Source organism: Elusimicrobiota bacterium, from assembly GCA_026388155.1.
Lineage (GTDB): Bacteria > Elusimicrobiota > Elusimicrobia > Elusimicrobiales > UBA9959 > UBA9634.
Window position 1 is genome coordinate 1 of record JAPLKI010000003.1, and the last position, 19429, is coordinate 19429.

Sequence of the window (19429 nt, forward strand, 5' to 3'; positions counted from 1 at the left end):
CCACCGAAACTTAACCGATTTGCCATAATTCTTTACAACTGTCACCTTAAGTGTTTCTTTACCGATATCGGAATCTGCCTCATTAAAATCATGGTTAGCAGCCCAATGTTCAATTTTCTTATGGACGTCCTTTAAGCCGAGAACTGACTCGATGTGTTTTTGCATTGTCCCTCCTAATTTATAAAGAACTTACACCACTCTCCACTTCTTCCGGTTCCTCTCTTTTTATTTCTCGGGGCTTTCGTGGTTTGGTTTCTTGTTCCACCGGTTTAACAAGATCCGACTTATATATACTCTTCTCCAACACTGGCGCCGGCGGAGCATCTGGACCGCCAAGAAGATTTTTCCCGGCAACTGACATCATTCCTTCCTTGGCCCTAATATCTAATCGGACAGGAATGCCCTGAAGGTATGCCAATGGGATAGAGTATCTTTCTCCCGGTCTTATTACTGCAAGACTTTTATTTATAACACGGCTTTCACCGTTATATGTGTTTTTTATCTCAACATCAATTGATACACCGCTCCACTCAGATTTGTCATTATTTTGGAGAAGCAAGTAATATGCAACTGGGCCGTAGAAATAATAGTCGTCCCTTGCGCCACCACTAGCCTCCCATCTGAAAGCATACTTTGCGTTCAGCTTTAAGTCTTTTTTCTCTGAGCACGCATAAAAAGCGCAGCAACAGAAAATAAACATTATTAACACCGAATCTTTTAACATCGTCCATGTGCGCATATACTGCCTCCTTAAAAGCGATTTAGTGATGCCGGGCTTTCAGTAAGCCCTTGGCCGGGTTAAAGTCAACGTCCAGCCGGGGCGGTATCCAGATAAGCTGCCCGGTCTTGGGGTGCCGGACATGGCGCCCTGGGCGTGTCTTCTTGGTGAAGGAACCAAAGTCTTTAAAGTAAACCCACTCACCTTTCTGCAGGCTGGCCGTCATCTTGACCAGCATCGAGTCTATGATCGCGGCCGCGTCGACCTGGGAAAGGAAGAACTCTTTGGCTATCGCCCGTGCGAGCTGGCTTTGTGTCATATTTGCGTAAGGCTACTCGTGCAAAACAGTTTAGAATTTAATCCCCATCATCTTTCTAATCCTGTTTTTAGGAATCCGAAGAGTGACCGCACAACTATCGTCTTCCTCCCATTTAGTGTTTTCAATAGTTGCCCCTCTAAGCACTTCACTAAGACTAGATCGCATCGTGGAATCAGTAGTGATAGCCTGATTAACGGTGATACCGCCCTCGATACGCACACCTTTTAATACAGAAAGCATTTCGAATTGAGCCTGAACTATTGCGGCATCTCGGCATTTCATTTTCCTTTCAGACTTGTTCTCTGGACGATTTTCGATATTCTTAGGGGGTATCGCCATACCAATAGCTTCTAAATATTCAGTACTTACAGCTCCTTGTTGCACATGGGAACAACCAACGAATAAAAGAGCCAACAAAAACACTGCAACATTTTTATTATTGCTAAAGGTTTTGTAATTCATAGTACGGAGGTTTCCTATTCTTCTTCTTGATTAGATGGGGTTGATGGCTTTTGGGTGTTGTACAATTCTTCTCCCTTACACAGCTTCCGCCCGAATTGATGTTTCTGTGCATACTCTTCAGGACTTGGTTTATATTTTTCATACTCCGCTGCCTCTAAGGGGGTAAGCATACTTGCTTTTGCCCCATCGAAATACTTTATCTCATCCGGGGTTGCTTTTCCACAGAATTGGAACTCATCGCTCACATTCAGTTTGATGGGGATAAACTTGGGTGTCGCCGAAAGACGTTCCTCTTCTGAGCGCATACGGTTTTCAACAAAACGGACCTTGCGGTCATATGCGCTATAGGGACCGCTTATTATCCCGTCATATATAACCTTTAAAGGGATGGGGCGAATAAACAAAGGATGGTTTTCTTGGTCGTTAATCTGAACTGCAAGCACCTGAGTCATCCCAGCCACACCGGGATAGTGTCTTTAATAGAAAAGGACGGGGTGTTGTCTTGATCATATTCCCCGGTGACTAGCTCAAACCCGGAGTCTGACGGTATTTTAAGTTTCTTGAGAAGTGCCAGCCCCTCTTTCCAGACTTTTTTATTTAAAGTCAAACCACACCCTATAGAGAACGCAACGTCTTTAGTGTTTGCCGTGTCGTATTTGATTTTATCCAACGTGACAATATACCCTGTCCGTATTAATTTGTCTATTACGCTTTTTGTTATGCTTACCGACGACGATCTCCTTTCCTTCTCTAACTGCATATTTATGTAATCTACCGACCCGTTAATTTTTAATTCCGAATGTTTCGAAATAGATTCACTAATCTTCTCCGGTAACAACTCTGCCGCCAGCTTTACTCTATAATTACTCCCATCAACCGTCTGGTCAATGATTTCGTATCCTTTAACAAAACCCTTGCTGTAGGTGGTAATCTCTTGAGATACCAGTTCATGATTCTTTACAAGCTGTTCACCGGAAATAAAAACGCCAAGGTGTTGCTCTATTGCAGTTCTAAGAGCACTTTGGATTGCGGCGTCTTGGGATACTCCCTGGCCCTCTGTGTAAACATACAAACTAGAACTTGCCTGGCAGGCTATAGCTGAAAAGATAACAACAGCAACGGCCCTAAAGAATGTGGCCCCAGAAAATTGATTGTTTATCATATTCCTCCCCCGTAATCTTACCTTATTGTAATCGCGCCCGCGAGCTGGCTCTGTGTCATTTGCGCTTGCGCTTCGGGTTCTCGTGCGCGGAGATCCATTCGAGCACGGTCTTGGAGATCTTCCCGAGATCGGTGGGGTTGTGCTTTATGACCTGGGCGGCGGTCTGGTCCCAGGTGAGGTCGGTCTTCTTGAGGTACTTCTCGATGGCGGCAGCCACGTCCACCTTCATCACCGTGTTGCGCTTGGCAGCTTTAGCCAGGGCGACGGCTTCAACTATGACGGCTTCGAGCACGGCATCGAAGTCGGCGATAAGCTTACTGACCGCCGCCGCCTGGGTGCGCATCTTCTTGGCTTTGGTGATGTAGGCTTTAACCGTGGTGGTTTTGATGATTCCAGTTTTAGCGGGCATGAGCGGCCTCCGTCTCGGGGTGGGTAAGTTTGAAGATGATCAGGTCCTTGATGGCCTGGTTGAGGTTCTTCATCTCGTAGATCTTGAGGGCTTCCTCGTTGCCGCCTATCACGGGGAGCATAACTTCCTTCAGTTTCTCGGTGATGCGGGCGGTGGCGATGGCTTCGGATTCGAGGCCGTAAAGTATAACTTTGCCGTTCTTCTCTTCGACCAGGTACTGCTGGTTTTTGTAGTGCCGGGCTTCAACGTCGGCGAGCCACTTCTTGTTCTTGGCCTCCATGTCGGCGCCGGCGCGGATGGGATAACGGGCCAGCATGATCTCCTCGGGCGTGAGCATGTCCGGGTTGATCAGGTCGTAGACCTTGGTGTTTTTGATCTTGTAGTGGCGGAGGTTGTCCAGGAAGGCGTCGCGGATGATCCAGCCCGAGGGATCGTAGTCGACGATGCTGTAGAGGTAGAAGGACCGCTTGAGGTTGAACTTCGAGCCGGCGGCCTCGGGCATGGCGAAGACCTTCGGGCGGTCGACCAGCTCCGGGGACTTGGCTTTCTTCAGGTCGTCCACGAAGTACTCGACGTTCATCACCGAGGGCTGGCCGCCCAGGGCGATGGCCGAGACGTTGTACTGCTTGTTCAGGTCGGCCAGGTAGTTGAAGTGGCCGAGCTTCTCCGAGAAAGGAATGATATTGGCGTTTATGCCGATGCGCTTGTTGGCGGCGTTCTCGTCGCGGAAGCCGATGTCCTTGTAGGACATGAGCTGGAAGTCCTTCACCATGGCGACGATGTTCTCGGTGAGCTGCTTGTACTGGTCGGTCTCGGCCGACAGCGCGTCTGACCGGGCGAGCGTGGGCTTGATGTACATGTACCAGTAGGTGCGGACCAGCTCGTTGAAGGGCTTCTCGCCTGAGCTGACGCGCTCCTTCATCTGCCAGACCAGGTTGCGCATGAGCCGGGACACGTTGACCGGGTAGGCCGGGGCGGCGCCTTCGGCTTTGAAGTTCTTAACGAGCCAGTCTTTCTTCTGATCGTGGATCAGTTCGTCGTAGTGGCGAATGCCGGCCTTCCGGAGGCGTTCTGCGAGTGATGGGGGCATAGATTTGAGTATATAACCAAATATGGCTGTTTAACAACCTTTTTAAGCCTGAAACGGGCTAACGGCGCGTTTCAGGGGGCATTTCCGGACTCAGTAGAAAAGGCCAAATCATGCCCGATTATTAGCGGCGGTTTGGGGCGTCTTCCCGACAAGACGGGCGCTATCGGCCCCAATTCCCTGTTTGTAGACACTATCCACAGGATAAACAAAAATAAAAAAGAAGCAAAAAAGAAAAACTATGACTAGGACAGTTCTACTCTACGCAAACCAGGACATTTCTATTCTCTTGCAACACCTTTTTTAGACTGAACGACTGTCAGTCTGTTTCAAGGGGCGTTTTTTGACTCAGTGAAAAAGGCCATATCATGCCCGATTATCGGCGGTGGTTTATGGAGGTCCCTCCGTGAAAAGCTCTTCCTTAACCGTAATAGTACAAAAAACAGGCGCCTTTCTTTAAAACAAACTCGTAAACGAACAGCCTGCACGGACGGGCGGCCCCTGGCACATCCTCTCACGCAGCCGCGGGGACATAATTCGCGGCGCGCTTGGCCGGCTATTATATCCCCGCATTTCAAATTCGCCGCTTAGAACTTGGGCGTTGAGGGGCGGCAGCCGTGGAACGGGATATCCGTGTTCAGGCCCGGGAACGGATTGGGCTTGGACAGGAAAGAGCCGTCCTTGCACTGGTAAATGCAGCTGTTGGCCGTATCCATAGCCAGCATGCAGAGTTCCTCGGCGCTTTTGGCGTTCCCGGCTTGAACCGTGCCCTGCGGCGTTATCTGGAACACGTTCAGCACCCGGTTCACCGAGTATTTATAGACCGTGGAGACTGGCCGCATATCCAGGAACGAGCCCCACAGGCAGACTTCGAATACTTCTTTCTGGCCCGGCTTCAGTTCGCGGGGCGCGGTGATTACGATCTTTGCGTTCGCCGTGTAGTCCTTGAAGATAGGCGTGCAGATCTGGCCCACCGGATAACCATAGTTTATACAGTCCTGCCCGGTTTCCCGGCTGAGCAGCGGAATTTCCGCCGAGGCCAGCGGGTCCGCCTGGGTAAAAGTTACCTTCTTGCAGTCCCGGGTGATATCAGTCGGGAACGCGGATCTAGCCTCCGGCGCCTTAATATCGGAAGCGGCTGCTTCCTTTATAAAGCTCCCCACATCCACGCCCTGATCGAAGTTGACCCCGGCCGAAGCGGACTGTCCCGCAGAAAGAACCATCACTGCCAGTAAAACGTACCCGCGAACCGAATTATTGTTTTTCATACTATTTATTCTCCTTAGCTTAATTACCGTCGTGTTCTTTTAATGCTTGCCGCTGCTTACCCCGCGGCGTTCCGAACTTCCTATCCGTTAATGTCCCCGGCGGGCCCCTTATTTGACCTCGAAGGTTTTGTTAAGGCGCACCATCTCGCTGTGGTGACTCCCCCAGAAGCGCATATAGGAGAAGAACAGCGTATAGCTGCCCGGCCGGCTGACTTCCAGCAGCTTCAGCTGGTAGATGGGCGCGGTCTTGAAAGTGCGGTTGAGCCCGATATCGGTGAAGTTGTCCGCGGTTATCACTATCTCCCCGCCAAAATCGGCGGCAGCGCCGTCCGTTACGGTCAGCATCAGGTTCCCCGCGGCGTTAGGCGCTACGGAGAAAGACACCTCTTTCGAGACCGGGGGCACAGGCTTTCTGGCGCCGGGCGCCAGGAACAGTTCGGAATGCGCGCCGCCGAAAACACCGCCGGCGGAATCCTTGGCTGTCACTGTATACTCGTAAAACATTCCTTTTAGATCGGCTTTGGCGCTGAACCTGGAGATGCAGACCTTAAGGACCTCGGTTTCGTTCGGTTTCAGGTCCCTCGCCCCTATGGCCACGGAAACCTCGCGGTCATAGCTGTCTTTTACCTGGCACTCCATCGCGCCGTAAGCCCCGCCGCTGGGGCGGCAGCGCCCGCTCTCTTCCGCGAAGATGGTCCCTTTCCAGGAATTCGCGCCCGGGCCCGTAAATTCTATATCCCTGCAGCCGCTGTTCTCGAAATGCTCCTGGGGGTACCAGCCGCCGCCGTGGTCATTGCCGTCATTGTCGTGCCCATGGTTATTATTGTCGTTATAGTCGTGGCCGTTATGGACAGCGTTCTCTCCGTAGCCGCGGCCGGACGGCCGGGGCGCAGAAACGCTTGCGGGGACTGCGGCGGTCCTGCCCTCCAAAAGCTGCGCCAGGGCGCTGCCCGCGGCGCGCGCGCTGCCAACTCCGGAGGTAACGGCAAGAACGGCGGTCATGACCGCCAGTGAAACGTACCCGCGAACCGAATTATCGTTTTTCATATTATTTGTTCTCCTTTTAATTACGCACCGCATTTGTTTTTTCCTGCCGGGCTCAGCCCGCTGCGTTCCGAACTTCCTAATATAAGTTTACCCCGTTTAACGGCCAATTCCCTGAGGCCGAAGACCCGGAAAGCGTCGCTTTTTGATTCAGGAACGGCAGTTAAGCAAAATCGCTTTTCGTTTAACCTGTGGTTAAACGATATTGTATACTTGAGGCATGACTACGGCAAAAGCATTCGGCAGCGTCCTGTCCAGGATAAGGAAAGAGCAGGGTTATTCCGGCGCGTATCAATTCTTCAAGAGCGTCGGCGGCAGCAAAAGCCTGGGTTTTGCCTTTGTAAGTTACTGGGACCTGGAACGCGGGAAGAAACTGCCCAAGAGCTGGCGCCTTAAGGCGATCATAGCCGCCCTGGGCCTGGAGCAGCATTCCCCCAAGGCCAGGGAACTGATACGGGCCTATTTCAAAGCGCTCTCAGGCTCCGACGAACTGCTTGAGGCGCTGTCGGCTCCGGCCGCCGCCGCCGCGGACCTCCCAAGCAGGGAGCTGGCCGAAGCGGCGGTTCAGCAGGCGATCGCGCAGCGCAAAGCCCATCTGACGATAGAACAATGGCAGTTGTGCGCCCGCGATCTGGTGACGTATATTTGCCAGTACTTCCTTTTCAATACCGCGGGCCGGGTAACGGTCCGGGAATTGTCGGACGCTACCGGGTTCAAACCTGAAGTGGTCAGGAAGGCTGTCAAAGCGCTGGCCGCCGCGGGGCTGGCCGATCTCTCCGGGGACAAGGTGCAGGGGCTGTTCGCAAAAAAACTGGTAGAGCTGCTGCCGGCAACCCCGGCAACGGCGTCCATCAAGGCCGCCCTGCGCGCTCATGCGATAAAGTGGCATGAGGGTTCCAAGCGCGTTGACGGGAGAAGAATAATCGTCCGCATGTCGAAGGCGAACCTGGCTATCTACCGGGAACACCTGTTAAAAGCCATAAATCTGGCGTCCATCTACAGCAACAGCGAGGAAGACCTGAAGGACTCCGCCATCTATTCCATGGACGCGGGAATCTACCAGATGCTGCCCAGGGACTGAATATTAAAGTTTACCGCCGCATTCTCCAACCAGGATATTGTAGGCAGGGTAAAAACAAATAAGGCAAAAAACTTTTTAGGCTGAAACTGGCTAACAGCCTGTTTCAGGGGGTATTTTATGACTCCGTAGAAAAGGCCAGATCATGCCCGATTATTGGCGGCCGTTTAGGGGTTCATTACTGACTGCTCCCCTCAATTTTTGCCGCCGCGCTGCCTAACCGCTTATTTCAGCCGGCTGTCTTCTCTTTGGTCGTCCAGAAGCCCTCGAAGATGTAGCCGACTTTAAAGCCCAGGGCCGGCTTGAGCGTCCCGGCTCCGCCGCCCACATTGTCCAGATCGATATCGGTAAGCCTGTAATAAATATCAAAGGTCAGTCCCGTCGGAGTATCGGCGTATTCCTCGGTCGTATAAAGCAGCCCTGCAGAAATAACCGGGGCCGCGTAGAATGTTGTATCGGACATGCCCAGGTCGGCCACGGCCGAAGCGGTAAACCGTAAAGGCTTTCCCTGGACTTTCGGGGCTATGTATTCCATCCCGAGCATGAGGTCCCAAAGGTAAAAGGTGTTTCGCCCGGTTCGCGCGCTGTCTACTTTTACGCTTTGGAACTGCAGGCCGCCAGTCTTGGAAAAAGTTTCATTCCCTACCGCCCGAAAGCCGAAGCCCCAAGGCTTAACGCTCAGGGTGTCGCCGCCGCCCGACAAGGAAAGGTCCTGGGACGTTGGCAGGATAAAATAATACTCGTTAGCGGAAACCCATTTATAGACGGGTTTAGCTTCGGCCGCCAGCGCACACGAAGCGCAGGCGGCCAGGAGGAATGAAAATATTAACACGAAACTTTTTCCCATAAGCTTACTGGCTACGCGCCCGGCGCCGGATAAGTGAGATATTCCACCTGGCGAAACGGCGGTATTGGCGAAAGCCGGCCCGGTCGACCGCTGTTGCTGCAGAGCCGAGACGCTTCTCAAGGCTTTCGATATTGCGTAAGAGTTTTAAGAAACAATCCATCTCCCCCCCTGAATCTGATTTACTTCACAGTGAAGACTATTTTTATCTTGCCGCCGGTGGCGGTCGCCCGGTACGGCCTGGTGCAGGCGTTGATATAATCCGCGAAGGCTTTTGCTGTAGCGGCCGCGGTCTGGCCGGGCTTTAGCTTAATTGGGATATTCAAGCCGGCGACATGGTCGGTTGTGCCATCAGGGCGCATATAGCGGAATATGGAAAGCCACAGGTCGCAAGTTCCTTCTAGCCCGGCTTCCGGTATGTACCCGGTGGCAATGCCGGAGATCTCCGCGCGGCCGGGGATGCCGCCGACTGTTACTTTGGCGGCGGTTACTTTAATCTTTTGGGTTTTGTCGTATGCGGCGGCGTCCAGGGTGGCGCCTTTTGCGAGCTCGATCTCCGGATTGTACACATGCCCTTTCTTTTTTTTCATAGTTCCCCCCCTCTAACTGGCTTTCGCCGCTACGTCTGCAGGTTCCAGCTGGGCGGTCAAAAGCCAATCAGTAAGGCCCTTTTCCATATTCACTATTATTTTGCGGCCGTCAGTTGTTGTTTTGTTTTTTATAGAACTCAGGGCTTTCTGGAACACATGCCGGCGCGCGTCACGGCGTTTATGCCAACCGGCGGCCGGCAGCGCCAGCTCATCAATCAAGCCCAATAAAGATTTGGAGTAAACGGCGCCAGCCTCTAAAGAGATCAGCCGGGGTTCAAGATATAATCTCAAAAGAAACCAAAGTTCGCTTTGGATATATGCAATTTCTTTGGGCCGGCTGACTACCTTCCGGTTAATAAGCTGGGCACTTAGCGGTGTTGAAAATTCAACTTTCAACACGGTTTCCATCTGGCCGTGCTTCATCCCTTCCGCAAGTTCAACACTGTGTAAGAGCGAAAAGCCGCGGTTCATGGTATTCTTAAAACCCAGGGAAGCCAGGTCAAGATAATAACCCATGTATTTCAATTCCCACACTTTAGAGGTTAACTGAGCCAAGTTGCTGCCGCCAAAACTGGTTAAGCCTAAAAGCCGGGCAAGATCACGGATTGAGACATAGCAATAACAAACAGATGGTGCATCAGTATATGAATGGTATGCACCCCCTTGTTGTACCCAAATGTGTTCTATCGCCGCGAGTATACGCGCATGCTCTACGGTCGGGATTCCCAACTCTTTACTATTAGGTTTAATCCGGCCCCGAAGCATGGGAATGACTGTAACCGCGCCGTCCATGGTCCGGAATTTCGCCTGGATAACATCGGATTTGGCTTTATTGGTGGACAGCGTGAAGAAATTGGAACTTATAAAGGTAGCCCAGGGGATCGTTTCTTTGCTGTAGGGGATCTCCATTACTTTTTTTTCTGCCTGGCCGGCAGGATGTGGCAGTGTTAAGCTGGAAAATAAAGCCAACTGATTCTCTTCAAAATAGGTCTTTAACTTCTCCGGCGCGGATGATGGGTGTTGTTTCCCCTTTTCAATTTCCCTGGCTTTAAGTCTTTTCTTTAATAAAGCTGTAAGGTATTTTCTGGGCTCGCGGACAGCTTTGGTCTGCATCTGATATTTCAGCTCGCTGAATTCTTCTGCAACAATATTTTCACCTAAAAGCCGGACCGCTTTTTCCCAGAAAGCCCTACTTTTAGCGTCCCCGGTAAGCCGGATAATGTCTTCAATTATGTAGTTTCCCATAGGTTCCCCACCTGACCGGTCTAAAAAATCGTTCGCAACGATTCTAATCGTTATATTCTAAAGACCGTTTATTCTAGAGCCCTGTTTTTCATAGGGAGCCATGCAACCCGAATGCCATAGCTTTTGCCTAAAATGCAACCCGAATGCCATAGCTTTTACCCTAAATGCAACCCGAATGCCATAGCTTTTTACCCTAAATGCAACCCAAAGCCCATAGCTTTTAGGGGGTTGTGGATAACTTTCCCCGCAAATATTCAATATTTGGTCCCCTTTTCTTTATTCCAGGCAGCCGAGTATTCAAAACACTTAGGACAAAGAGCGGAATAATTATTTTTTCCAATCTCTATGCCTGAATCTATGGGGCGTTCGCACCACCCGCAACACATGCCAGGGGTGTCGAATGGGCGTTTTTCCGATTCTGGGGTATGGGTTTTCATGTACTCCACTAAATCGCCTTTGTCCTTAAACTGCTTAAAAAATTCGTGGTGTTGGGTTTTCTCTTTCATATTGTTGCCTGATCACAGTATCCGTCTTTGTATTTCCTGAACCCCTCAAATAATTGCCGGAATGAAGTAGGCTTGTATTTATCAAGACCTTCCTGGTCAACAAAAACAAAATCGTATTCCACGTCCTTTTGAACACGATTAATATCCTCGCACCACTGTCGCAACCGTGCCATCTTTAGCGGCACGTCCAGATCTTCCTGCCCTTTGGTTTCCACAATAATAATCCGCTTAGTGGACAGTTTGACCATAAAATCCGGGTAGTAATTGGAAATATCGCCATCGGCTTTTACATAGTCCAGCTTAAAATGCACGGCCATGTAATTCTTGGCATAAGAAACAATGTCGTCGCAATCCTCCAGGAATGCGGCAAACCGAAGTTCCAGTTGGCTGTCACCAATGATGCGGTTAAAGACGCTTTTCTTCGGGACAAGGTAGCCTTGTTCCTTAGCCACAAAAGGCCGGGTCTGGCGCAACTTTATCGTATCCCGGATTTCAGCGTCGCCTTTGTTCCGGACGGTCAGCGCATTGATAGCTTTTTTAAAACTCTCGATCAGGATTTTGGTGGCGGCCAGTTCCGACAAGTTGCGTAAGGTGTTGGGGTCTTCCAGTTCCACCGGGTGGTCAAACAACTCCTGTTGCACAAATGCCTTAACCTTGCCATACAGCACGTCATAACCACTAACCAGGCGCAAATCCTTCATAATACTTTGCGCGAAATAGCCGATCACGCTGCGGTAATCGGCAATGCCGGCAGTGTCAAGAATAGTGGTATGCGTAATATCGCCGGTGGCGATGTCCTTAAAAACGATCTCCCGCTGTTCTTCTGCGCTGAATTTCAGGCAGGTTAATTTCTGGTGCCCCATAGCGGCGATATCCAGATCGCCCAGGCTTTTATATTCCCGGTAAACGCGGGGCGTCATCACCGGGATTTCAATATCCAGCGCGGAAATGTCTTTCCTGGTGTTTTCTTTGTCGATCTCCACCACCAGCGGAGTTTTGGGCCCGGTCCCTTCACCCATTGCTTTGCGCTCCAGCACCACGCCTTCAGCCTGGATAGATTCTACGAACTCCATAAAAGCATTAGTGCCGACCACGCTGACGTACTCTTCCACGTCGCCGGGGTACATTTTGCGCAATCCCCGGCCGAGCGTTTGCTCGGGAAGAATATTGCTCTTGGAGGCGTAGGCGCGCAGGCCTACGATTGTGGTAACATTGCGAACATCCCATCCTTCTTTTAACATCATTACAGAAACAATAGCTTTGTACGGGCTGTCCATCCCGTCAATCTCATTGGCCTGTTTGCGCAGGGTATCCAGTTCTTCTTTGTCTTTACCCGAGGCGGATTCGGAAATATCGCCATTGTTCTTGGTGTGAATAACCAGCACGGCGCCCTTTAAGTCCGGGTAGTGCCCCTCTAGGTACGCGGCGACATCGTCGCAATTGCGGGTGTCGTCGGTCATCACGAAAAGGATCGCTTTCTTACCCATCTTCTCGTGTTCGGTGTATGCCTTGCGCCATTCGAGCACGCCCAGGTGAATATAATCAGTATATTTCTCGGTGTACTTCGCGCTTTGGCGCTCCTGCAATTTGGCGCGGCTGGGCGCGTCAGGCAGAACGGGATGTTTAACAACGTTTTGCGAGATGGCCTCCACCAGCGGGTAATCGGCCACGGTCTGCACGAAAATGGCGCCGTTGTCGTGCTTGGGTGTGGCCGTAGTGTCAACCTGCATGGAAAGGGCCGCCCCTTTCTGCTTCAGCCGGTTGTGAATATCTTCGATAGATTTAAACCAGGCCATGCGCGGGTCGTGAATATGGTGCGCTTCGTCATTCAACACCATCAGCTCGTCTATATCCCGGACGATCATGCCCAGGTCCACCTTGGAATCCGTGGTTGCGCCCGTGGGCCGCTTGCCCAAAAAATAATCCCGCATGTCTTCATCATCTGCCGCCGGCGGAATGTCGTCGCCGGAATAAACCCGATGGATATTGGTCAGGAAGATATTACCTGTAGGCCGAGTGATGCGAACTTCGTCTTGCAGATGAAGCGTCAATTGAAAATCGTCATGCCAATTGCGGCCGTCAAACCCGTTATCCGGCAGCACCGGATCTTCAAAGAAGATACGGAGCCCTTGGAAATCCCGGTAAACCCGGTCCAGTACGATGATGTTAGGCGTGATAACCAGGAAGTTGCGCGCCAACTCAGATTCCGGCTCGTAGAGCTTGTGGTAAAAACTCCACGCCAGCGCCAGGCTTAATACTTTGGTTTTACCGCTGCCCGTCGCCATCTTCACCACGAACCGCCGCCAGGTCTCGTCAAACATACCACCAGAGACAAGGCCGCTTGCATCAAAGCGCATCATATCGTGTTTGTCTTTAACCCCCGCCACATCGTAGAGGTAGACAATTGTCTCCAACGCCTCGCGCTGGGCGAAGTAGTATTGAAACTCCGCCATGGTCCCGACAGCCTTTTGCAGCAAGTGCGGCGTTTTGAACCACCAATTAAGCAAGCTCCGGCTGGTGCCGGCCGCGCCCACATAGCCACTGTCCCGGAACTCTTTTACCTTGCGGCGCAGTTCCGCAACGAGCGGCGGCATGAGTTTTTCCATGCTGCTCGCCCGCAACGCCTCATCAGCGGGAAACCAGCGGATGCCAGGGTCGAGAATTGCGTGCGGGGATTGCGGGAAGTCTTTATGCAGCGCCATTATTTCTTCCCCCCATTCTTCCCCGCGCTCACCTCAATAATCGTCATGGTGTCATTGCCGAAAATATCCACCACCTTGACCGCGATCTTGCGCCGGCCCGGAGTGCATTCATGAAAGACGCTTTTTAGTTCCAGCGCCCGGTCCTTTTTCGTGCGGAAGCTCTGCCATTCATTCTCAAAGATGTAATCTCCGGTCCAGCGTTCTTCCCATTCGCCGGTGTCCTCATTCTTTACCCGGATAATCTCGCGTTTGCTCTCAAAATTAAAATCCACCGCCCAGTAATCAATCCAGTCGGTCCAGTTCTTGGTGAGCACTTCGCGGGTGACGATGCCGTCTTTGTCCTTACTCACCTTCACGATCTGGCCCTTCTCAACAACGATCCGGCTCCCCTTGTTCTTGATCTCCGCCTCGGCGTTGGCAATGGAGTCCTGCGAATAGAACACCGAAAAATCCGTCAGCTCCACACCCACGCTACATTCGCCTTTTTTTGCTTTTATAAGCGGTTTAACCTCAATAAATGAAACGTCGTGAAAGACCACCTGGTTTTTTTCTACAGCCCGCTTATCAAAGACTTCGGCGGGGATATATTTCGGCGAGATATCGATCCCTTTAACCCGCGCCTCGTCCAGTACATTCGGGAACAGCCCCATCTCAAACTCAAAACCCAAAATGTCCACCTTGGTTATATGCTTCTTGCGGCATTCCAGGATGATCTCTTCCACGAACAGCCGCGTTACCGGCAGATTCACCGGCCCGACTGCCACCAGCCGCCCGGCCTTTTTGCCGTGGAAGCTGGCGAAGCCGGTGGTCTTCTCCGCGCGGTAAGCCCGCAGAATCAGATCGAGAAAAGCGGCTTCCTTCGCCGCCAACTGCTTTTGCTGTTCGGCTTCGCGCAGATTAGGGTTGACGCCGATATAGTGCTGGCGCTCATACTTGCCCAGGTTAAGGATTTCAAAGGCGCGGTAGTCCTTCCCCTCTTCTTTCAACTGCCGCTGCACGCCAATCATCCGCTTGCGCGTAGTGTGAATGCCGAACTTGCCCAAATCGCTGGCAATCCATTTGCGGCCGAGCTTCTCTGCTACAGCAGCCGTGGTGCCCGAACCGCAGAAGAAGTCGGCGACCAAGTCGCCTTCATTGGATGAGGCTTTAATAATACGTTCAAGAAGGGCTTCTGGTTTTTGGGTGTTGTAACCTTGATATTCATCAGCCATCGAATTAATCACATCAATATCATCCCAAAAATCAGATACATATACGCCTTTTGCCTCATCCTCGTAGTACTTAAGACGCGGCGTTCCACCCTCTTTGGCGGGCCAGTAAATAAGACCTTTGGAGTCTAACTCATCAAGAACCTTTGGATCCTTAAGCCAGTGCATGCCGTTTTTTCCAAGTCTATTTGGGTCAACCCCACGCCAAACCGCTCCGGTATCTCCACCAGATCTCCCACTCGCGAGTATAGGAACCGGCTGAAACACACCACGGGCATCCTTCTGGGCGTAGTGTTTCTTAGAGGACTCGGAGTACTCGCCGTACTGTGGGATAAAGGTGTGCCGTCCTGACTTAGAGAAGTATAAGATGAAATCTTGGCTATTACGCCATTGGGTTTTGACAGCGGCTGCTAATGCTGAACGTTTCCACGAGATAACGTTTTCAAAATGATGGAACACTTCATCCATTATGGATCTTAAAGCTCCAACCATACGCCAATCACAATGCACATAAATGCTCCCATCGTCAGCGAGTAGGTCGCGTGCTAGGATGAGCCGTTCGTAAATCATGGCGATAAAAGAGTCTGCGCCGTGGCCCCAGGTATCACGGTATGCGATTTCTTCGAGGATGTTAGGTTTCTTCGTGAAGGTGTCGCCGCCGATCTCGATATCCATCGAAAAATCCGAGCCAACGTCGAATGGCGGGTCGATGTAGATAAGCTTCAGACCGCCTTGCTTCTCAATCTCCTCGCGTAACGGGCCGTTCTTTAGACTGGAAAGGATTAGTTTATTGTCGCCCCAAATCAACTTATTCGTCCAGCCTTTCGTTTGCCGGCCGCGAGTGTCAAATAAATCAAGCTGAAGGCCTGTATCCTCCGGCTTCTCGGCGCGCGGTTCGTCCACCTGCTCGATGACTTGGAACGGCAGGACGATATTACAAACCTCGCTCGTCTTTCCATTCCAGACCAGCTCCACCTCGCGCTTGTCCTCAAACAGCAGAAAGCGGTACTTGTCCGGCAAGGGTTTCCCCGCCGCAATATAGCGGGCGATCTCCTGCTGCTCGGGTTCGGTTAGTTTTGGCATAGAGAATCTTTTTTAAAACGCCGCCCGGATATACGGATTACTGTATATCCGGATATATGGATATCTAGCGTGAACTGTGCTTGTAAAGAACGCTATGCTCTTTCTTGTTTTTAAAATCTTCAAGCAGGGTGGTCAGCGCCAGCGCGACAATTTCGCTTTTATCTATATTCTTGCGCGCTTTTTTAAGTTCATAGTAAACATCGGTTAATTTCTCGGCGACCTCTACCGGCAAAGAAAAGAGCAGCTTTTTCTTAGTGGTCTGTGCAGGGGCTTTGTGTGCAAAGAATGTGTTTACCCCCCCGCCCGGCGCGGGAGCCGGTTCACCCTTTCCTTTGCCGATTATTGAAACTCTTTTCATATTAACTCCTTGGCGACTGATTTATAAGCTTCCGCGCCTGACGCTGCCGGCATAAGCTGGATAAGGGCCTTGCCGGCCGTGACCGCGTCCGGGAATTTTATTGTCCGCGGGATAACGGTTTTGAAGATGTTTTTATAGAGGCTATGCGCTTCTGTTAAAACCTCGTTGGCGTGAAGTGTACCTTTGCTGAACATGGTAATAAGGTATTTACAATGGATCTTCGGGTTTGTGTTCTTCTTGACCAGGTCAACCAGGTCGTTATGTTTCTGCAGGGCCCGGAGCGCCAGGTATTCGGCCTGAACAGGAACTAAAACCATATTAGAGGCGGTTAAGGCGTTTATGGTCAGATTCCCGAGCGCCGGCGGGCAGTCAATAATGATGAAGTCGTAGTGCGGTAATTTCTGGACTGCGTGTTTTAACTTAAATTCTCTGGATAATGTTGTTTGCAGCTCGACTTCAAAAGCTGAAAGGTCTATATTGGACGGGATTATTGAAACATTCTCTATGGAAGTTGTTTGAATAACCAATGAGAGCGGTTTGTCGTTAACAAGAGAAGTGTAAATATTCTCCTGGAACGAATCGGGATTGTGCCCGGTTGAGATCGTAAGGCTGGCCTGCGGGTCAAAATCTATTAAGAGAACACTTTTCTTGAGGTTGGCCAGGGAAGCTGCAAGGTTAAGGGCGGTAGTGGTTTTGCCTACGCCGCCCTTGTGGTTTGAAATCGCGATTATCAAGGTGCCCCCTTATAATATATCCGTATATCCATATATACGGATATCTAAATATACCGAATATCGGCGGCTGCTGTCAAGAAGTTGTCTGCCTAATAAATCCATAAGGGAAGTTAAAAGCGTTTCTTGAATTCCGCGCAGGCATCTTCCGGGGAAACGTTTAAGTAAATTTCCGTTGTAGCCAGGTGGTCGTGGCCCATAAACATTTGCAGGTAGCGGGTGTTAAGGCCTTTTTTAATACAGGTAGAGGCGAAGGTGTGGCGTAGCACGTGGGGGGAAACCTTCTGGGAGATGCCGGCGCGGTTTGAAACGCGGCGGACTAGCTTCTGGATTCCCCTGACGCTGTAGCCGAAGGTGTCGTTTAATGAAAAATAATGCGACAGAACAGTAAAGGCTCTCTCGGTAAGCGGCACGATGCGGCGTTTTGTTTTCTTGCCGTAGGGGCCGCCCTTGCCGTATACGCGCAGCCGGCGATCCTGCCAGAGGATGTTTTCTTTGGTCAGGCCGGCCAGCTCTGAAACGCGAAGCCCGGTATCGAGCAGCGTTGAAATAACCACTTTCTCTATTCCGGAGCGGCAGGCGTTTGCAAGCTTATCAGCATTTTCGTTCGTTAATGGTTCCCGTTTGTATTGGTACATAGTACATATTCTACAAAAAAGGCGAACCATGGGCGCATATTTAAGCAAGGCGCTGCAGGGAGGGGGAATTCAAAAATGGGGGGAAGTTCGCTTTTAAGGTGAGAAGGCGAACAGGGAGCGGCCGCCGGCCGGGATGGCTGTATATCCATATATACGGATATCCAAAAGGGGCGCTCTGCCGTTGTGGAGGGTGAAGGCGGCTTAACTGTTGTAAAAATGTGTTGGTAAAACAAGAGGCTTTCGCTTTAAATACAATTTGTTCAGTGCCCTGAACAAATTGCGACTGCTTCTTTGCCAGGTCACCGATTATGAGCGCGGCCCTGGCCGCCGGCGGCGGCCAGTGGGCGCGGCGGCAGGTGGGGGGGATATCCGTATATCTGTATATACGGATATCTAAGCCGCCAGTTTGGAATAGAAGGAGTTTAAAATTTCAAACGCCGCTTCCAAATCAGCGGACAGTCCACATGCGCCAGCCAATGCCCCGAAGGGCGCCTTCCATGCGGCGGGCGGCCGGTCGAGAGATACCGGCAAGGGGTGAGTCTTTCGCCGTTTAAAAGTGGCGCTCAATGCTTGCCGGACCTTGGCGCGATCCATCTTGCCGGAGCCGATCAGCAGAAGCATGTCTATAAGATCCCTCGCGCGGGAGTTTGGCGTCTGCCGTAGCAGAGTGTAGGCGTGAAGCTTCTCCGCGAAGTGCTGCTCCCGCGAAATAGTGGGGAACTCCGCGCCGGGTATCCCGGCGAACTCAAGCCAATCATGGGCGTGTGTCATATCAAACGGCGCAAGCACCACGTCGCCGGCGCCGACATCGAGGTGAAAGCGCACGAAAGTCCGGCCGTCCAGGCGGGCTTCAACAGGGAAGCGGGCTCCGCCATAGGGCGCCGCATCCAGGTCCAGCATGGCCTCGCCGATATTGAAAGAAAAGAAATCGCCCAGATCCCGGGCCGCTGATTCCGCGAGCGCCTCAAGGATCACCGTTTTAAGGGGCTGATCTTTCTCTGTGCCCAGTGAATGCCGAAGGGCCAAGTCTATATCCTTGGTTGCGCGGGCTTCTTTCATCCGCAATTCCAGGGCATAGCCGCCTTTAAGAATCCATGCCGCGTCTTTCCGGGCGAACAGACGAGCCAACAGGCGATCAAAAGATACCTCCCGCATAAGACGCTGGAGATCTAATTCTTCGGTTTTTGCTTTTTGTTTAAGTCGGTCTTCTAAGGCGCGGCGGAACGCCGTCGGGGTTGCATACTTCTTCGGCTTGTCCATTATTGGTCTCCCCTGAGTTGCTCGATTTCTTTCTTTATGGCGGCAGGAATCCGTTTGGCGCGGGCCAGTTCCGTGTGGGTAATGAGCCCGAGCTGGAACGCTTGCTTCACCGCTTGCTGCATGTGATCCATCTGGACCGTGCGGACGACCAGAAGATCGGCGATGGTTTTAAGCGCCCCGGTCACTTTAACGCCGAATCTGGTCTCAATATCGTCTTTGTGTACACTGCCCCGGTGAAGGACCGGGGTTTTGGACAGGGTGCTCCTGCGTTGAAAAGAGCTAGGCACAGTCATGTGCAGCCTGGCCGGACTGATATCCGAAAGATCATAAAGGCTCAGCGCCGTTTCATGTGAATAGACGCCCTGCGGCTTGTCGTTACGATTGCGCGACCACAGCCACCAAAACATGAGGTCTGGCCGTTCCGCCGGCGGAAACTTGGCCAGGCGATAAATTCCGCGGCGCTCCCTGATCCAGTTGCCCGTCCGGACATGGTAGCCGTGGTTTTTCTGGCTGAAACCCGCCGCCTCCGCCTGCTTGGTTGTGAAATAACCGCCCTGCCCCTCAGCGATCTTGTAGAGGCGCTCAAATGTTTCTTTATGGCTGTGGCGGTTGTTGGTCATATACAATACCCTTAATAATTAAGGGTATTGTACCATAAAACAGGGAAAAGTCAAGGATGGGGGGGGGATATCCGTATATATGGATATACGGATATTT

The 19429-nt window shown here is 51.6% G+C and carries 21 protein-coding genes; 1 reads left to right on the forward strand and 20 read right to left on the reverse strand.

The window, feature by feature from the left end:
• Window positions 1–178: 178 nt before the first annotated feature.
• The 9 genes from NTX59_00840 to NTX59_00880 form a co-directional block, all read right to left on the reverse strand.
• Window positions 179–739 (reverse strand): hypothetical protein, encoded by a 561-nt coding sequence (locus NTX59_00840; protein MCX5784214.1) that lies wholly within the window; start codon window positions 737–739, stop codon window positions 179–181.
• A gap of 22 nt (window positions 740–761) precedes the next feature.
• A complete protein-coding gene (locus NTX59_00845; protein MCX5784215.1) occupies window positions 762–1037 on the reverse strand; it encodes an HU family DNA-binding protein in 276 nt (91 codons plus the stop codon).
• A 30-nt stretch (window positions 1038–1067) separates the two neighbouring features.
• Window positions 1068–1499, reverse strand: coding sequence for a hypothetical protein (locus NTX59_00850; GenBank protein MCX5784216.1), 432 nt, complete (start codon window positions 1497–1499; stop codon window positions 1068–1070).
• Between the two features lie 14 nt (window positions 1500–1513).
• Entirely contained in the window at window positions 1514–1951 is a 438-nt protein-coding gene (locus tag NTX59_00855) for a hypothetical protein (GenBank protein ID MCX5784217.1), read from the reverse strand.
• On the reverse strand, window positions 1948–2661 hold the full coding sequence (locus NTX59_00860) for a hypothetical protein (protein MCX5784218.1): 714 nt from the start codon (window positions 2659–2661) through the stop codon (window positions 1948–1950). Before NTX59_00860 ends, NTX59_00855 begins: the two co-directional genes overlap by 4 nt.
• A gap of 55 nt (window positions 2662–2716) precedes the next feature.
• A complete protein-coding gene (locus tag NTX59_00865) occupies window positions 2717–3070 on the reverse strand; it encodes a hypothetical protein (GenBank protein ID MCX5784219.1) in 354 nt (117 codons plus the stop codon).
• A complete protein-coding gene (locus NTX59_00870) occupies window positions 3060–4160 on the reverse strand; it encodes a hypothetical protein (protein MCX5784220.1) in 1101 nt (366 codons plus the stop codon). The genes NTX59_00865 and NTX59_00870 overlap by 11 nt, the downstream gene beginning before the upstream one ends.
• A 584-nt stretch (window positions 4161–4744) precedes the next feature.
• Window positions 4745–5425 (reverse strand): hypothetical protein, encoded by a 681-nt coding sequence (locus tag NTX59_00875; protein MCX5784221.1) that lies wholly within the window; start codon window positions 5423–5425, stop codon window positions 4745–4747.
• A gap of 108 nt (window positions 5426–5533) precedes the next feature.
• A complete protein-coding gene (locus tag NTX59_00880; GenBank protein MCX5784222.1) occupies window positions 5534–6472 on the reverse strand; it encodes a hypothetical protein in 939 nt (312 codons plus the stop codon).
• Window positions 6473–6689: 217 nt separating this feature from the next.
• Between NTX59_00880 and NTX59_00885 the strand changes: the two genes are divergently transcribed.
• Window positions 6690–7550: a hypothetical protein gene (locus NTX59_00885; GenBank protein MCX5784223.1), complete on the forward strand. Its 861-nt coding sequence runs from the start codon at window positions 6690–6692 to the stop codon at window positions 7548–7550.
• Window positions 7551–7776: 226 nt separating this feature from the next.
• On the opposite strand, the gene NTX59_00890 is transcribed toward NTX59_00885, so the two are convergent.
• From NTX59_00890 to NTX59_00940, 11 genes are all read right to left on the reverse strand, one after another.
• Window positions 7777–8394, reverse strand: coding sequence for a hypothetical protein (locus tag NTX59_00890; GenBank protein MCX5784224.1), 618 nt, complete (start codon window positions 8392–8394; stop codon window positions 7777–7779).
• A gap of 179 nt (window positions 8395–8573) precedes the next feature.
• Window positions 8574–8981, reverse strand: coding sequence for a hypothetical protein (locus tag NTX59_00895; protein MCX5784225.1), 408 nt, complete (start codon window positions 8979–8981; stop codon window positions 8574–8576).
• A gap of 12 nt (window positions 8982–8993) precedes the next feature.
• Window positions 8994–10226: a hypothetical protein gene (locus NTX59_00900; protein MCX5784226.1), complete on the reverse strand. Its 1233-nt coding sequence runs from the start codon at window positions 10224–10226 to the stop codon at window positions 8994–8996.
• A gap of 254 nt (window positions 10227–10480) precedes the next feature.
• Window positions 10481–10732, reverse strand: coding sequence for a hypothetical protein (locus NTX59_00905; GenBank protein MCX5784227.1), 252 nt, complete (start codon window positions 10730–10732; stop codon window positions 10481–10483).
• Window positions 10729–13434 (reverse strand): DEAD/DEAH box helicase family protein, encoded by a 2706-nt coding sequence (locus NTX59_00910; protein MCX5784228.1) that lies wholly within the window; start codon window positions 13432–13434, stop codon window positions 10729–10731. The genes NTX59_00905 and NTX59_00910 overlap by 4 nt, the downstream gene beginning before the upstream one ends.
• Window positions 13434–15725 carry a site-specific DNA-methyltransferase gene (locus tag NTX59_00915; GenBank protein ID MCX5784229.1) on the reverse strand — a complete coding sequence of 764 codons (2292 nt, stop codon included), beginning with the start codon at window positions 15723–15725 and terminating at the stop codon, window positions 13434–13436. The genes NTX59_00910 and NTX59_00915 overlap by 1 nt, the downstream gene beginning before the upstream one ends.
• Before the next feature lie 64 nt (window positions 15726–15789).
• Complete coding sequence (locus tag NTX59_00920) at window positions 15790–16083, reverse strand: hypothetical protein (protein MCX5784230.1); 294 nt, start codon at window positions 16081–16083, stop codon at window positions 15790–15792.
• On the reverse strand, window positions 16080–16817 hold the full coding sequence (locus tag NTX59_00925) for an AAA family ATPase (protein MCX5784231.1): 738 nt from the start codon (window positions 16815–16817) through the stop codon (window positions 16080–16082). The genes NTX59_00920 and NTX59_00925 overlap by 4 nt, the downstream gene beginning before the upstream one ends.
• Before the next feature lie 110 nt (window positions 16818–16927).
• Window positions 16928–17452, reverse strand: a complete 525-nt coding sequence (locus NTX59_00930; protein ID MCX5784232.1) for a tyrosine-type recombinase/integrase — start codon at window positions 17450–17452, stop codon at window positions 16928–16930.
• 393 nt (window positions 17453–17845) lie between these two features.
• On the reverse strand, window positions 17846–18712 hold the full coding sequence (locus NTX59_00935; protein ID MCX5784233.1) for a nucleotidyl transferase AbiEii/AbiGii toxin family protein: 867 nt from the start codon (window positions 18710–18712) through the stop codon (window positions 17846–17848).
• Window positions 18712–19332 (reverse strand): type IV toxin-antitoxin system AbiEi family antitoxin domain-containing protein, encoded by a 621-nt coding sequence (locus tag NTX59_00940; protein MCX5784234.1) that lies wholly within the window; start codon window positions 19330–19332, stop codon window positions 18712–18714. Before NTX59_00940 ends, NTX59_00935 begins: the two co-directional genes overlap by 1 nt.
• Window positions 19333–19429 lie beyond the last annotated feature (97 nt).